13 protein-coding genes are annotated in these 14,098 nt (G+C 67.5%); 11 read left to right on the plus strand and 2 right to left on the minus strand.

The window, feature by feature from the left end; all coding sequences use genetic code 11:
- Positions 1 to 7: 7 nt before the first annotated feature.
- Entirely contained in the window at positions 8 to 1,492 is a 1,485-nt protein-coding gene (gene creD / locus QFZ42_RS25395; RefSeq protein ID WP_307703629.1) for a cell envelope integrity protein CreD, read from the minus strand.
- Between the two features lie 208 nt (positions 1,493 to 1,700).
- Between creD and QFZ42_RS25400 the strand changes: the two genes are divergently transcribed.
- The 8 genes from QFZ42_RS25400 (at position 1,701) to QFZ42_RS25435 (ending at position 10,180) form a co-directional block, all read left to right on the plus strand.
- On the plus strand, positions 1,701 to 3,782 hold the full coding sequence (locus QFZ42_RS25400) for a VIT and vWA domain-containing protein (RefSeq protein ID WP_307703630.1): 2,082 nt from the start codon (positions 1,701 to 1,703) through the stop codon (positions 3,780 to 3,782).
- 24 nt (positions 3,783 to 3,806) lie between these two features.
- Complete coding sequence (gene xrtQ, locus QFZ42_RS25405) at positions 3,807 to 4,736, plus strand: exosortase Q (protein WP_307703631.1); 930 nt, start codon at positions 3,807 to 3,809, stop codon at positions 4,734 to 4,736.
- Positions 4,717 to 5,286 carry a hypothetical protein gene (locus QFZ42_RS25410; protein ID WP_307703632.1) on the plus strand — a complete coding sequence of 190 codons (570 nt, stop codon included), beginning with the start codon at positions 4,717 to 4,719 and terminating at the stop codon, positions 5,284 to 5,286. Before xrtQ ends, QFZ42_RS25410 begins: the two co-directional genes overlap by 20 nt.
- A gap of 79 nt (positions 5,287 to 5,365) precedes the next feature.
- The gene (locus QFZ42_RS25415) at positions 5,366 to 6,562 is read left to right on the plus strand and encodes a biosynthetic peptidoglycan transglycosylase (protein WP_307703633.1); all 1,197 of its coding nucleotides are present in this window, start codon (positions 5,366 to 5,368) and stop codon (positions 6,560 to 6,562) included.
- Positions 6,559 to 7,320, plus strand: a complete 762-nt coding sequence (locus tag QFZ42_RS25420) for a GNAT family N-acetyltransferase (protein ID WP_307703634.1) — start codon at positions 6,559 to 6,561, stop codon at positions 7,318 to 7,320. Before QFZ42_RS25415 ends, QFZ42_RS25420 begins: the two co-directional genes overlap by 4 nt.
- A gap of 66 nt (positions 7,321 to 7,386) precedes the next feature.
- Entirely contained in the window at positions 7,387 to 8,271 is an 885-nt protein-coding gene (locus QFZ42_RS25425) for a pirin family protein (RefSeq protein WP_307703635.1), read from the plus strand.
- A 78-nt stretch (positions 8,272 to 8,349) separates the two neighbouring features.
- The gene (locus tag QFZ42_RS25430) at positions 8,350 to 9,459 is read left to right on the plus strand and encodes a flavodoxin family protein (RefSeq protein ID WP_307703636.1); all 1,110 of its coding nucleotides are present in this window, start codon (positions 8,350 to 8,352) and stop codon (positions 9,457 to 9,459) included.
- A 148-nt stretch (positions 9,460 to 9,607) separates the two neighbouring features.
- Complete coding sequence (locus QFZ42_RS25435) at positions 9,608 to 10,180, plus strand: Spy/CpxP family protein refolding chaperone (protein WP_307703637.1); 573 nt, start codon at positions 9,608 to 9,610, stop codon at positions 10,178 to 10,180.
- Positions 10,181 to 10,273: 93 nt separating this feature from the next.
- Here QFZ42_RS25435 and QFZ42_RS25440 read toward each other — a convergent pair whose 3' ends face one another.
- Positions 10,274 to 10,702, minus strand: coding sequence for a serine/threonine protein kinase (locus QFZ42_RS25440; protein WP_307703638.1), 429 nt, complete (start codon positions 10,700 to 10,702; stop codon positions 10,274 to 10,276).
- Between the two features lie 235 nt (positions 10,703 to 10,937).
- Between QFZ42_RS25440 and QFZ42_RS25445 the strand changes: the two genes are divergently transcribed.
- The 3 genes from QFZ42_RS25445 to QFZ42_RS25455 all read left to right on the plus strand — a co-directional run bounded on the left by QFZ42_RS25445 (position 10,938) and on the right by QFZ42_RS25455 (position 14,095).
- On the plus strand, positions 10,938 to 11,720 hold the full coding sequence (locus QFZ42_RS25445; protein ID WP_307703639.1) for an endonuclease/exonuclease/phosphatase family protein: 783 nt from the start codon (positions 10,938 to 10,940) through the stop codon (positions 11,718 to 11,720).
- A gap of 88 nt (positions 11,721 to 11,808) precedes the next feature.
- Positions 11,809 to 13,083, plus strand: a complete 1,275-nt coding sequence (clsB, locus tag QFZ42_RS25450) for a cardiolipin synthase ClsB (protein WP_307703640.1) — start codon at positions 11,809 to 11,811, stop codon at positions 13,081 to 13,083.
- 55 nt (positions 13,084 to 13,138) lie between these two features.
- A complete protein-coding gene (locus tag QFZ42_RS25455; protein WP_307703641.1) occupies positions 13,139 to 14,095 on the plus strand; it encodes a lysylphosphatidylglycerol synthase domain-containing protein in 957 nt (318 codons plus the stop codon).
- The last annotated feature ends 3 nt before the right edge of the window (positions 14,096 to 14,098 follow it).

The raw sequence follows: 14,098 nt of genomic DNA on the forward strand, positions 1-14,098 counted from the left end.
GCGTCCGTTACACGGACGGAGCCACTTCAGGTGAGACTGGCTCGGTCGTTCGGGGGTTCCCGGTCGACAACGCATACCAGTCGACCTTGCGGGTCGCGAGCATCAGCACCGTCAGCATGCCGAATGTCAGCAGGGCGCCGAGCAGCAGGGCATTGCTTTCCGATGCCAGCAGGCCGTAGAGCGCGCCATAGAGTACCGCGACATAGGCCCCGAAGCCCGCGCCGCGTTTCCAGCTTTGCAAAACCGCGCTGAAGTAGATACCGAGCAGCAGCACGCTCGCGCCGGCCGCGCTGGCATAGGCCAGCCAGAAGGCCAGCTTCTCGGACAGGGCCAGCAGCAGCAGGAAGAACAGCGCGATCGAGAGGCCCACGAGCCCGTATTGCACCGGGTGCATGCGCTGCCTGCGGAACAGCTCGAACATGAAGGCCGCCATGATCACCAGACCGATGAAGAGCGCGCCGTACTTGCCGGCGCGCGTGCTCATCGAGTACACGTTGACGGGCTGCGCAAGGGAAACATCGAAGGTCTGCAGCGGCCCGAGCTCGCGCGGTCCGCGGTGGTTTGCCGGTACCGCGACAGCTGCTGCCGTGGCGGCGGCACCGGTATCGCGCCCCGACAGTCCGGCGCGCACCTGCTCGCGCGCCGAGGTCACCAGAGACGACACGCGCCAGTGCGCATCGAAGCCTTGTGGCGTCACATCGCGCTTCGCGGCGAGAAAGCGGCCGCCGAAACTCGGATGCGCCCAGGGCGAGCTCAGGTGGGCGGTGGTCTCTTCGGCAATCGGCACCATCGAGAGCGTGTCTTGTCCCACGAGGCCGAGCTTCATTTCGAAGGGCAACGGCGCCTTCGATTCCCACGCGGCGAGTGCGGCACCGGCCAGCGGTGCGTGGATGCTGTCGGCCAGCCAGCTGTCGTCCGCCAGGCCGGGCACGCGCTGCTTGAAACGCAGGCCCTCGCCATTCATCGCGATGGACGGCGAACCGTCGAGTCCGCGCAGATCGCTCACGTAGAAGACGACGAAGGGCGCCTTGAACTCGATGCGGGAATCGGCTTCGCTGTGCGCCACCGATTGGGGGTCGAAGGCGGAAAAACCGCCGCCGAGCGTGGCGTTGAGCGTGTAGAACGGAATCCTGAAGATGCCGCGGTAGCGCTCGTGCGGCGCCATCGAACCTTCGATGTGCAGCTTGTCGGGAAACACCGCGTGGGCCATTTCCTTGCTGCGCGCCTCCTGGCCGATCACCTTGCCTTGGGCGTCGCGCAGCGGCTCCACCCAGCGTTCCACATAAGGCACCAGCAGCACCGGGCCCACCATGGTCTGCGCGCTCGCATAGGTGGCGGCAAGCTCCTCGGCCGCCTCGCGCTGGCTGCGGCCGCGCTCGCGGTTGATCGAATTGATTTCGGCCAATGGAATGCACAGCAAGAGCGTGAGTACGAGCAGGCCGGCGACCTTGACCAGCATGGAACTCTGCAGGGCCTTGAACAACTGGAACATGTTTTCTTCTCCTCTTCGGTAGCGAAGCGGCGATGCTCGCCGCGCGACCCGAAGGCTGTGTGAAGCGGGGCCGCCGGCGGACTTCACACAGGCTTCACACAGGCGGCATCCGGGATGCCGGACTTCAAGCAGCCTTCCAATTTCCTTCTCGCACGGTGGTGACAGTTGCGGCTGTGCAAGTTCGCACGGACACCCACATCACACCGCCATGGACGCCCAAATCTCCACCCGCCCCGGCCGCTGGCTCTGGCTCGCCACCGTGGGCCTGGCCACCGCGGGATTCGTCGCGCTCAGCGTGCACCCCGTGCATGCGCAGGAAGCAACGGGCCCGCGGCTGAAGACCGAGAGCCCGTATTTCCTCGTGAAGAGCGACGACCCTTCGGTCGACCGCCTGCCGCTCAAGGGAACCGAGGTGGCGGTGAAGATCTCGGGCGTCATTGCCGATGTGACCGTGACGCAGACCTACCGCAACGAAGGCCAGCGCGCCATCGAAGCCAAGTACGTTTTCCCAGGCTCGACCAAGGCCGCAGTGAGCGGCCTCAACGTGCGGCTGGCCGATCGCCTGATCACCGCGCAGATCCGCGAGAAGCAGCAGGCACAGATCGAATACGACGCCGCGAAGAAGGAAGGCAAGACCGCCGCGCTGCTCGAGCAGCACCTGCCCAACGTGTTCCAGATGAATGTCGCGAACATCCTGCCGGGCGATGAAGTGAAGGTGGAGCTGCGCTACACCGAGCTGCTGGTGCCGCAGTCGGGCAACTATGCGTTCGTGTTCCCCACCGTGGTGGGCCCGCGCTACAACAGCCCGCAATCGGAGAACGACCAGGCCCAATGGATGGCACAGCCCACGCTGCGCGCGGGCGTGGCGCCCAACACCCGCTTCACGCTCAAGGCCAGCATCGACACGCCGATGGGCCTGAAGGAAGTGCGCTCGAACACCCACGCCATCGAGGTGAAGAAGAGCGATGAAGAGCGGCATGCCGACGTGGTGCTCACGGCCGACGGCCGGCCCGCGGACAATCGCGACTTCGTGCTCGACTATCGCCTTGCGGGCGAGAAGATCGAATCGGGTCTGATGCTCTACAAGGGCCAGGGGCAGAACACCGATGGAAGCGCCGAGAACTTCTTTCTTGCGATGATCGAGCCGCCCAAGGCCGTGGCCGCCAGCGCCATTTCGCCGCGCGACTACATCTTCGTGGTCGACATTTCGGGGTCGATGCATGGCTTTCCACTCGACACGGCCAAGACAGTGCTCGAGCGCCTGATCGGCGGGCTTCGCCCGAGCGACACCTTCAACGTGCTGCTGTTCTCGGGCAGCAACAAGATGCTCTCGCCCCAATCGGTGCCGGCCACGCGCGCCAACATCGAGCAGGCGCTGGCCACGATCCAGAACTACAGCGGCAGCGGCAGCACCGAGCTGATTCCCGCACTCAAGCGCGTCTATGCCGAGCCGAAGGAAGAGAAGGTGTCGCGCACCGTGGTGCTGATGACCGACGGCTACGTGAGCGTCGAGCGCGAGGCTTTCGAACTGGTGCGCAAGAACCTCTCGAAGGCCAATGTGTTCGCCTTCGGCATCGGCTCGTCGGTGAACCGCAGCCTGATGGAAGGCATTGCGCGCGCCGGCATGGGTGAGCCCTTCATCATCACCGACCCGGTCCAGGCGCCGGAGCAGGCCGCGCGCTTTCGCCGCATGGTGGAGTCGCCGGTGCTCACGAACGTGAAGGTCACTTTCGGCGGGCTCGACGTGTACGACGTGGAACCGCAGGCGCTGCCCGACGTGCTGGGCGAACGCCCGGTGATCGTGTTCGGCAAGTGGCGCGCCGATGCCGAAGGCAAGGCCCGGGGCCGCGTCATCGTCGAAGGCCAGGGCGCCAACGGCCCGTACCGCCAGGAGCTGCGCATCGACCCGCAAATGCGCCAGGACACCGCCGCGCTGCGCACGCTGTGGGCGCGCCACCGCGTCCAGAGCCTGAGCGACCAGGAAACGCTCGAAGGCGGCACCGCCTTCAAGGAGCGCATCACCGAGCTTGGCCTCAAGTACAGCCTGCTGACGCAGTACACCAGTTTCATCGCGGTGGACAAGGTGGTGCGCAACCTTGCGCCGCAGAACAGCGTCGACGTGAACCAACCGCTGCCGTTGCCGCAAGGCGTGAGCGAGCTGGCGCTGGGTGCCGAAGTGCCGAGCACGCCCGAGCCTGAAACCCTGGGCGCCATTGCCGTCGTGCTGTCGATGCTCGCCATGCTGCGCCGCCGCGCGCGGCGCCATGATCCGCGCCGCTTCACGGCCTGAGCGCGGAAAAAAGGAAAAAAACAAATGTCACTGGCCGCACTTGCCCATCGCCATCCGCGCATCGTGGAGGGGGGCATTCACATCGACCGCGCACCGGCCGCCTTCTGGCTCGCGCTGCAGTTCGCCGCGCTCGCGCCGACCTGGGCCTGGATGGTCCAGCGCATGCGCGACGGCTCCGACGACCCGCTGGGCCTCCTGGCGCTGGCCGCACTGGCCGCGCTCGCATGGCAACAGCGGCGCGAACTGCGTGCCGCGCCGCGGCTGGGCTGGCTGGCTTTGGCAGGCGCCGGGACCTTGCTGGCGACGCTGCTGCGCACGGGGCTCGGTGCCTTGCCCGCCTTGCCCCCACTCGCTGCGAGCCTGGTGGCGGTGCTGGCCTTGGCATGCGGCTTGTTGGCCTTCCTGCCGCGGCGCGTGGCCGCGTTGCCGGTGGCCGGGCTCGCGGTGCTGGCCTTGCCGCTGCTGTCGTCGCTGCAGTTCTACGCGGGCTATCCGCTGCGCGTGGTCACGGCCGAGGCGAGCCGCTGGCTGCTGGCGCCCGGTTTCAGCGTGGCGCGCGAGGGCAGCAGCCTGCTGGTGGATGGCCGGCTGGTCATCGTCGATGCGCCGTGTTCGGGCGTGCAGATGGTGTGGCTCGGCTACTTCACCGCCTGCGCGGTTGCGCTCTGGGCGGGCCGGAGCGACCGCGGCTTTCTGCGCCGGCTGCCGATGGTGGGCCTGCTGGTGCTGGGCGGCAACATCTTGCGCAACAGCGTGCTGATTGCGTTCGAAGGCGCGGGGCATCCGCTGGCGCCGTGGGCGCACAACATGCTCGGTCTTGCGGTGCTGGCTGCGGTGTGCGGCGGTATCGCCCGCCTGATGGTGCCGGCGCGCGCCGCGCCCGAATTCGCCGACCGGCCCATTCCGGGCCTGATCACCGCGCAAGGAGGCCGCCATGTCGACACGGTTCTTTGAAAGCTTTTTCGCTAATCACTTCATCAACCGGATCGGCCACAAGACCGCGTTCGCACTCGCGATGCTGCTGTGCCTGTTGTGGTCGACCGCCGCCGCGCTGCGCGCGCCGCAAGAACCCGTGGCCGCCGCGGCATCGCACGAATGGCCACGCGAATGGGACGGCGTTCCGCTGCGGCCGATGGCCCTCGGCGAGGTCGAGCAGCGCTTTGCCGACCGCTTCCCGGGCGCCATCGGTCGCATGACCGACGGCACGCAGATGATCGTGATGCGCGCGGTGAACACACCTACGCGAATGCTGCATCCGGCCGCCGATTGTTACCGCGCACTCGGCTATCGCATCGAGCAGGCGCGCCTGGAACGCGATGCGCAAGAGCGTTTGTGGCGCTGTTTTGTTGCGCAACGGCACGGTCTGCAAAAGTTCCGCGTTTGCGAGCGCATCGTCGATGCCGAAGGCACCGCTTTCACCGACACTTCAGCCTGGTACTGGGCGGCGGCCAGCGGGCAGTCGACCGGTCCGTGGCAAGCCGTCACGGTGGCGAGACCCATGTGAGAGTTGTGTGAACAAGACCCTGAGATCTGCGATTTACGGGCTGGTAGCCCTTGTAGTGACCGCGTGTTTAGCTATCTTCTTGATAGTAAAGCTGGCGCTTGCGCCCGCGGCCGGCGAATGGCGCAGCACGGTCAAGGCCGGTCCGCTGAGCTTCGAAATCGGCGTACCCACGGCGGTGCGCCTGGCCACCTCTCCGTGGCTCGCGCCACGGCTCGACGGGCATTCGCTCGACACCCGTTTCGGCACCGTGCACTTCGCCTGGAAGGATGCAGCCGGCGCACTCGAATTGCGCTGCGCTCCCTGCGCGGCGGAAGTTCCGGCGCTCGGCACGCAGCCGATCCAGGTCGAGGGGCTGGTCGCCACCGTCAAGCGCGACGGCAACACGCTGGCGGGCACGCTCGAGGCCACGCCCCGCGGCGCCGATGCGGCGGCCGTGATCCACGGCCAATGGGAAGGGCGCCTCGCGCCCAAGAGCCTGCAGCTCAGTGCCGACATCAAGGACGCGCCCATCGCCCGCTGGTACGCGGTGCTCGCACCCGGCCTGCCCGAACTGCAGCGCGCCCGCATCGGCGGCACGCTGGCACTGCGCGGAAACGTCGCACTGCCCGAAGGCACGTTCACGGTGATTCCCGTCGTCAGCCAGTTCACGGTCGAAGGGCTGGGTACCGAAGCCATGCTCGGCGCACGCACCAGCTGCGGCGCGCCGGCGAAGCTGGCCAACGACAGCTGGCTGGCGCGGGCCGTCATCGCGGCCGAAGACCAGCGCTTCTTCAGCCACGCCGGCTACGACCTGGCGGAAATCGTCGCCTCGATCGACAACAACCAGAAAGACGGCCAGCTCAAGCGCGGCGGCAGCACACTGACGCAGCAACTCGCGAAGATGCTGGTGACCGGCAGCGACCGCACTGCCGAACGCAAGTTGCGCGAGCTGCTCTACGCGGTCGAAATGGAGCAGACGCTGGGCAAGGCGCGCATCCTGCAGCTCTACCTCGACAACGCGCCCTGGGGCGGCAACCTGTGCGGCGCCGAGGCCGCCGCGCGGCGCTACTTCAAGCGGCCGGCGCGCAACCTGGAGCCCGCGCAAGCGGTCTGGCTCGCGGCCATGCTGCACAAGCCGCACGCCGTGCTCGAGCGATGGCGGCACGACGGGCGAATCGACCCGGAGCGCACCAAGTGGGTGGCCGAGAGCGTGCGCGGCATCAGCCGCAACCAGCGCGAAGCGCTGCTCAAAAGCGTGGCAGGCGCCAAATTCCCGGCACCGGAGGCGGCGCCATGAGCGACATCGACGAGATCGAAGCCATCGAGCGCGCCACGGTCGCCGCCGTGTCGCCCCTGGCCGTCGAGGAACTCGACGGCTGGCTGCTGCCCTTCGACGACGGCACCGTCAAGCGCGCGAGGTCGGCCGTTCCGCTGCACCGTCAGGCGGTGAGCGACAGCACCCTCGACCGCATCGAGGACCGCTATGACAGCCACCAATTCGTGCCCGCGTTCCGCTTGGCCGACGTCCCCTGCTTCAATGCGCTGCGGGCCGAACTGGAGCAACGGCATTACGTGGGCGATTCGCCCACCTGCGTACAGATCGGCTCGGCAAGGCGCATGCGCGACGTGGCCGCGGCCGGCGTGGCACCGGCCGACGTCGATCCCGTACCCGACGACGCCTGGGCCAGGCTGTTCCTCGGGGAAGGCTTCGATCCGGTCGACGGTGCCCATCGCGTGCGGGCGCTGTCCCGCGCCAAGGGCTCGCTCTATGCCAGCGTGCGCGAAGGGCACCGCACCGTCGCGGCAGGCGCCATGGCCTTCAGCCACGGATGGGCCAGCGTCCACGGCATGCGCACCGAGCAGTCGCAGCGCGGCCGGGGCCTGGCCGGGCGCGTGCTGGCCGGGTTGGCAGAGGCTGCGCTCGAACGCGGTTTCGAACGCGTGTTCCTGCAGGTCGATGCGCACAACATCCCGGCCCATGCGCTCTACCGGCGTGCCGGTTTTTCCACGCGCTGGCAGTACCGCTACTGGCAGCGGCAGCAGTGGCCGCGCTGAGTTCGTAGCCTGAAACCGGCACCCCCACAGGTGGCGCGGTCGGGTCGTTAGTGCCACCATGGCCGCATGAAGAACGCAAACCACCCCACCGATCCCGTGGCCACGCCGCGCGGCATCGACCACATCGTGGCCGGTGTTTCCACCAGCGATGGCGACGGCGTCAAACTCACCCGCGTGCTGCAGCAGCCGCTGCAGAAAAGACTCGACCCGTACCTGATGCTCGACGCCTTCGGCAGCGACAACCCCGGCGACTACATCGGCGGCTTTCCCAGCCATCCGCACCGGGGCTTCGAAACCGTGACCTACATGATTGCGGGCCGCATGCGCCACCGCGACAGCGCGGGCCACGAGGGGCTGCTGCAAAACGGCGGCGTGCAATGGATGACGGCCGGCCGCGGGCTGGTTCACAGCGAGCTGCCCGAACAGGAAGAAGGCCTGATGGAAGGCTTTCAGCTCTGGCTCAACCTGCCGGCCAAGGACAAGATGCGGGAGCCCTGGTATCGCGACATCCAAAGCGAGGAAATCCCCGAATACACCACCGCCGCGGGCGTGCACGTGCGGGTGATCGCGGGCGAAAGCCACGGCATCGAAGGCGCAGTGCGGCGCGAGCGCACCGAGCCGCTCTACCTCGACATCAGCCTGCCGCCGGGCGCCGAGTTTGCCCAGCCCTTGGCCGACGACCACAACGCGCTGGTGTACGTGTACCGCGAGTCGGTGTGGATCGCGGGCAGCGAGGTGCCGACGCGCCGCATGGCCATTCTGGCGAACGACCCCGGCAGCGACGGCGTGGTGCTGCGCGCGGGCGCAACCAACCACAGCCCGGCCCGCGCATTGCTGATCGCCGGCCGGCCGCTGCAAGAGCCGATTGCGCAGTACGGCCCTTTCGTGATGAACACCCAGGAGCAGGTGAAGCAGGCCGTGCATGATTTTCAGAACGGAAAATTCGAATAGCCCTGTAGTCGCAGGCCTACCGAAAATCGGCGCCGCGCGCAGGTCACGCACGCGGCCGAGGCGCATAGATTGGCTGCCATGCCCTCCAGCAAGCCCGGCCCGACCCCCACCCCCAGAGCTCCCCAGGTCCGCAAGGGGCAGGCGCCCGACACCTTGCAGCGCGATGCGTTCCACGAGCGCTTCATGCAGCCTTTCCGAGACCCGGCCTTCGAGGCCGAGAAGGAGGCGCTGCAGCGCGTCGAACTCATTGCATGGGAGGCCTACCAGGAGGGCCGCAAGGCGCCCATCACACGCAAGGCCGGCCCTGGCTATGCGGACCCTGAGTACGACCTGTCCATCGACTGGCTCGAAGCCAAGGCGCGCATCGATGCGGCGCAGGCCGCTTGGGGCCAGCCACAGACGCGGTCGCGCGTGCTGCTGGTCAACGGCTCGCCGCGCAACGATGGCACCTGCCCCGGAGAAATATCGAAGACATGGCGGCTGCTGCAGCTTGCGCGCGAGGTGCTCGCAGGCTGCGGCATCGAAACCGACGTGCTCGACCTGAGCCTGCTCACTTCGGAGTACGGCCGGCACATCCACCCCTGCAAGGGCTGCGTGTCCACCGCGATGCCGCTGTGCCACTGGCCCTGCAGCTGCTATCCCAACCATTCGATGCGCCAGACCGGCGACTGGATGAACGAGATCTACGAGCGCTGGGTGGCCGCGCACGGCGTGATCCTGTTCACGCCCACGCACTGGTACCAGGCGGCCAGCCCGCTCAAGCTCATGATCGATCGGCTGGTGTGCGCCGACGGCGGCAACCCCGATCCCACCAGCACCCACGGCAAGAAGCCCGAAGAGGCCAAGGCGCTCGAACTCGAGGGCTGGGGCTACCCCAAGCATCTCGGCGGCCGCGTCTATGGCGTGGTGGTGCACGGCGATGTGGCCGGCGCCGAGAGCGTGCGCCGCAACCTGTCGGACTGGCTCGACTGGATGGGCCTGGTCGATGCGGGCCCGCAAGCCCGCTTCGACCGCTACATCGGCTACTACGAACCCTATGCCACCAGCCACGACGCCCTCGACGCCGATGCGGACGTGCAGGAAGAAGTGCGCAACGTGGCGCGCGCCGTGGCGCTGGCCGTGGGCGAGATGCGCACCGGCAAGCTGCAGTCGCCCGATCGTGGATTGAAGCAGCCCAGGCCCAAATAAATCACGCTTCGACAGGGCCGAGCCTGCGCGGTTCATGATTCTTTACGCACGCTCACTTTCGGCTCACCTGGGAGATACACAGGTCTTCCACACTTCGCTTCACCTGCTGCCCCTTGGCGGCGGGCTTCTTCGAAAGGAAGCACTTCTCATGATCTCTCTTCGCCAACGCATCGTCTGGGCCAGCCTTCTCGGTTCAGCCGCCCTCGCCTCTTCGGGCGCCTTTGCACAGGCTCCGGCCGCACCGACCACTTCTGCCGCCCCGTCGGCCGCCGTCGTGCAGGCTGACGGCCCGGCATCCAAGGCGCAGCACAAGCGCATGGACCCGGCCCAGCGCATGGAGCGCATGCAAGAGCACCGCGCCAAGCGCCTGGCCGCACTGAAGGAAAAGCTCAAGCTGACCGCCGCGCAGGAAAGCGCATGGACCACCTTCGCATCGGCCAGCCAGCCGCCCGCCGGTGCCCGCCCGCAGCGCATGGACCGCGCCGAATTCGCCAAGCTCACCACGCCCGAGCGGCTGGAGCGCATGCAGGCCCGCCAGGCCGAGCGCAGCGCCAGGTTCGCCAAGCGCGCCGAAGCCACGAAGACCTTCTACGGCGCGCTGACGCCCGAACAGCAGAAGACCTTCGACGCGGAAACGGTGCATGCCGGCATGCATGGGCATCGCGGCCACCATGGCCATGGCGGTGCCGACGGCCAGCACTCGGCGCCCGCCAAGAGCTGACCTGCTGAGCCGAAAAGCGCCTGTACGGCGCACGCAGTCAAAAGCCCGCAGTGCCTCGTGCACTGCGGGCTTTTTTATTACGTGGACGCTGGACTATTGAGGCGTGCCGGTCTTGTCAGTCGGGTTCGTCGGTACTTCCGGCCGTTCACCGCGCTGGCCGAACTGGGGCTTGGTCTTGCGGGCCTGCTGGCTGACTTCGGCGCGCGACATTTCGCCGGTGGGTTGCGGCAGTGCATTGGGTTGGCTGTTCACCGTGGTGCTGGCCTCGCCCTTCGGCACCAGGTTGTTCGTGTTGTTGCGGTTGTGGGCGCGCGCCTCGGCCTTCACGGCCTCGCGCGAATTCGGCAGGCTGCTGTCCGGGCGCTGTGGCGGGTTGGGCACGCCGGAGGGCGTTTGCGTGCTGGCCTGGCCGCCCACCGCCGGGTCGGGCTGGGCGGGTATCGATGTGGCTTGCGCCATCGCGGCACCGGCCGCGGCCATCAGGCCAGCCAGCACCGTGGCGTGAAAGATTCCGTGCTTCATGGTGTGTTCCTTTGCGTGTCTCGAGGAATGAACGAATCGATGAGGAAGAAAGACGGGCCGTTCCCCTGGCCCTGAAATCACCGTAGGAGGCCCGGAATGGCGCCCATGTCGGGGTGCGGCAGGCCTGCCTGTAGGAGTCCGCCGCCCTGGCGCGAAAGCAGCGGCAACGGCCGTGAAAGAAGGTGGCGCGTTCCTACAGGCGCGGGCGGCGCGGCAACGTACAACCGCAGCACAGATGTCTTCTTCCCCGATTCCGTTCGCCGTTACGGCGCCGACCTCTCTCAAGGTGATGACCGTGAACACCCACAAGGGCTTCACCGCGCTCAACCGCAAGTTCATTCTTCCGGAGTTGCGGGATGCGGTGCGCACCGTGGGCGCGGACGTGGTGTTCCTGCAAGAGGTGCTCGGCACCCATTCGCGCCACTCGCGCAAGGTGAACAACTGGCCCGAGGCGCCGCATTACGAATTTCTGGCCGACACCATGTGGCCGCAGTTCGCGTACGGGCGCAACGCCGTGTATCCGCGTGGCCATCACGGCAACGCGGTGCTGTCGAAATTTCCGATCGTGCATTACCGCAACCACGATGTGTCGGTGGCCGGGCCCGAAAAACGGGGCCTGCTGCATTGCGTGCTGCGCCTGCCGGGCCGCACCGTCGATGTCCATGCGATTTGCGCCCACCTCGGCCTGGCGGAGGCGCACCGGCAGCAGCAGCTGGAACTGCTCTGCCACATCGTGCGCGACGAAGTGCCGCCCGATGCGCCGCTGATCGTGGCGGGCGATTTCAACGACTGGCGCGGCCGCGCCCACCGGGTGCTCGAAGAAGGTGCGGCACTGCGCGAGGTGTTCGTTCATGCGAACGGCTCGGCCGCCAAGACCTTTCCGTCGCGCTTTCCGCTGCTGTCGCTCGACCGCATCTATGTCCGCAATGCGGGCGTGCATGCGCCCGTGGTGCTGCCGCGCAAGCCCTGGTCGCATTTGTCGGACCATGCGCCGCTGGTGGCGAACATCGACCTTTGAAGATGGACCACCGCCATGTCCTGCGCAGTTCGCTCCGCGCCGCGGCTTGCATCGATGGCGAGGCCCGCGAGCCTTGACGGTGGCCGCCATGGATAGCAGCGGCCGTTGGATCGGCGGCAACCGAATTGCGCTGCTCGAGAACGGCGAGGAGTTCTTCCCGCGCGTGTTCGACGCCATCCGCCAGGCGAAGCGCGAGGTGATCGTCGAGACCTTCATCCTGTTCGAGGACAAGGTCGGCCTGGCGCTGCACGCCGCCATGCGCGCGGCGGCCCAGCGCGGCGTGAAGGTCGACGTGCTGGTCGACGGCTTCGGCTCGCCCGATCTTTCGCGCGAATTCATCGAAGGGCTGAGTTCGGTCGGCGTGAAGATGCGGGTGTTCGATCCGGGCAAGCGCATCCTCGGCCAGCGGCTGAACGTGTTCCGCCGCATGCACCGCAAGATCGTGGTGGTCGACGGCGAGCTGGCGTTTGTCGGCGGCATCAACTATTCGGCCGACCACCTGCTCGACTTCGGGCCCAAGGCCAAGCAGGACTACGCGGTCGAGCTTCGCGGACCGATCGTGGCGCCGATCCACCAGTTCGTGCTGCGCGCCATTGCGCTCGGCGACAAGGGGCCCGGCTGGTTCCGCCGCCGCCTCAAGCAGGCACCGCCGGTGGCCCGCGAGTCCGTGGGCGAGGTGGAAGCCATGTTCGTCACGCGCGACAACCGCCGCCACACCAGCGACATCGAGCGCCAGTACCTGGCCGCGATCCGCGCCGCGCGCCGGCGCATCGTGATTGCCAATGCGTATTTCTTTCCCGGCTACCGGCTGATCAAGGAACTGCGGCGCGCGGCGCGGCGCGGCGTGGACGTGCGGCTCATCCTGCAGGGCGAGCCGGACATGCCGATCGTCAAGACCGCCGCGAGCATGCTCTACCACCACCTGCTGCATGCGGGCGTGCGCATCTATGAGTACTGCGACCGCCCGCTGCACGCGAAGATTGCGCTGATCGACGACGACTGGACCACGGTCGGCTCGAGCAACCTCGATCCGCTGAGCCTGTCGCTGAACCTCGAAGCGAACGTGATCGCGCGCGACAAGGCTTTCAACCAGCTGCTGTGGCAACGCATGGACACGCTCATGCGCGTGAGCTGCAAGGCGATCGGCGAGGCCGATCTCGAAAGCGGATGGAGCGGCTGGCGGCTGGTGCGCAGCTTCTTCATCTTCCACTTCCTGCGCTGGTATCCCTCGTGGCTGGGCTGGCTGCCGCGCCAGGTGCCGCGCCTGACGCTCGCCGAGGCCACCGACCTTGCCGAAAAGCGCGAACAGCGAGAGAAGAACGGCGAGAGCGGCGGGGCCACCCAGACGACGGAAGCCGCATGAACCGCCGGTCCGCCCCCGAGCCGAACGCGACGGCGCATGGCGCCGCGGCTTTCCCATGAGCACCCTGAGCCTCGCGCATCGCCCCTGGTGGCCCTGGCTGCGCCGCATCGCCGTCTGGGGCTTTTTCGGCCTCATCGCGTGGCTGCTCGTGAGCCAGGCGCGCGCCATCGATTGGCAAGAGGTGTTCGAGGCCATGCGGGAGCTGCCCGCGGCCACGCTGCTCATCGCGGGCGCGCTGGCCGCAGGCAGCTTTGCGACCTACAGCACGTACGACCTGCTGGGCCGGTATCTCACGCGCCACCGGCTCCGTGCAGCGAGTGTGATGGGTGTGACCTTCATCAGCTACGCCTTCAATCTCAACCTCGGTTCGCTGGTGGGCGGTGTGGCGTTTCGCTACCGGCTCTATTCGCGGCTGGGCCTTTCCAACGACACCATCACCCGCGTGCTCGGCTTCAGCATGCTGACCAACTGGCTCGGCTACCTGGTGGTGGCGGGCGCGGCGTTCTGCTTCTGGCCGATGGACTTGCCGGATGAATGGAAGATCGACAACGGCGGCCTGCGCATTCTGGGCGCGCTGCTGCTGCTGCTGGCCGCGGCCTATCTGGTGCTGTGCGCGTCGGCCAGTGGGCGTGTCTTTCGCGTGCGCCGCTATCTGTTCAAGGTGCCGAAGCTGCGCATGGCGCTGCTCCAGCTCGCCATGTCGTGCCTGAACTGGTCGTTGATCGGCGGCGTGATCTGGATCTTGCTGCAGGGCCAGGTGGCCTATCACCAGGTGCTCGCGGTGCTGCTGGTCGCCGCAGTCGCAGGCGTGGTCACGCACGTGCCGGCCGGCCTCGGCGTGCTGGAGGCGGTGTTCATTGCCCTGCTTTCACACGAGGTGCAGCAAGGCAAGCTGCTGGGCGTGCTGCTGGTCTACCGGGGGCTTTACTACCTCTTGCCGCTGGCTGTCGCCACCGTGGCCTACTTCGTCACCGAGTTGCGCACCCGGCGCTGGCGCAGCACGGCGCGCTGAGCG

Origin of the sequence: Variovorax paradoxus (genome assembly GCF_030815855.1) — a bacterium.
Taxonomy (GTDB): domain Bacteria; phylum Pseudomonadota; class Gammaproteobacteria; order Burkholderiales; family Burkholderiaceae_C; genus Variovorax; species Variovorax paradoxus_M.

Bases quoted from the DNA above. Each gene is read 5' to 3' on its own strand.
- creD (WP_307703629.1), bottom strand. From the start codon at position 1,492: ATGTTCCAGTTGTTCAAGGCCCTGCAGAGTTCCATGCTGGTCAAGGTC.
- QFZ42_RS25400 (WP_307703630.1), top strand. From the start codon at position 1,701: ATGGACGCCCAAATCTCCACCCGCCCCGGCCGCTGGCTCTGGCTCGCC.
- xrtQ (WP_307703631.1), top strand. From the start codon at position 3,807: ATGTCACTGGCCGCACTTGCCCATCGCCATCCGCGCATCGTGGAGGGG.
- QFZ42_RS25410 (WP_307703632.1), top strand. From the start codon at position 4,717: ATGTCGACACGGTTCTTTGAAAGCTTTTTCGCTAATCACTTCATCAAC.
- QFZ42_RS25420 (WP_307703634.1), top strand. From the start codon at position 6,559: ATGAGCGACATCGACGAGATCGAAGCCATCGAGCGCGCCACGGTCGCC.
- QFZ42_RS25425 (WP_307703635.1), top strand. From the start codon at position 7,387: ATGAAGAACGCAAACCACCCCACCGATCCCGTGGCCACGCCGCGCGGC.
- QFZ42_RS25430 (WP_307703636.1), top strand. From the start codon at position 8,350: ATGCCCTCCAGCAAGCCCGGCCCGACCCCCACCCCCAGAGCTCCCCAG.
- QFZ42_RS25435 (WP_307703637.1), top strand. From the start codon at position 9,608: ATGATCTCTCTTCGCCAACGCATCGTCTGGGCCAGCCTTCTCGGTTCA.
- QFZ42_RS25440 (WP_307703638.1), bottom strand. From the start codon at position 10,702: ATGAAGCACGGAATCTTTCACGCCACGGTGCTGGCTGGCCTGATGGCC.
- QFZ42_RS25445 (WP_307703639.1), top strand. From the start codon at position 10,938: ATGTCTTCTTCCCCGATTCCGTTCGCCGTTACGGCGCCGACCTCTCTC.
- clsB (WP_307703640.1), top strand. From the start codon at position 11,809: ATGGATAGCAGCGGCCGTTGGATCGGCGGCAACCGAATTGCGCTGCTC.
- QFZ42_RS25455 (WP_307703641.1), top strand. From the start codon at position 13,139: ATGAGCACCCTGAGCCTCGCGCATCGCCCCTGGTGGCCCTGGCTGCGC.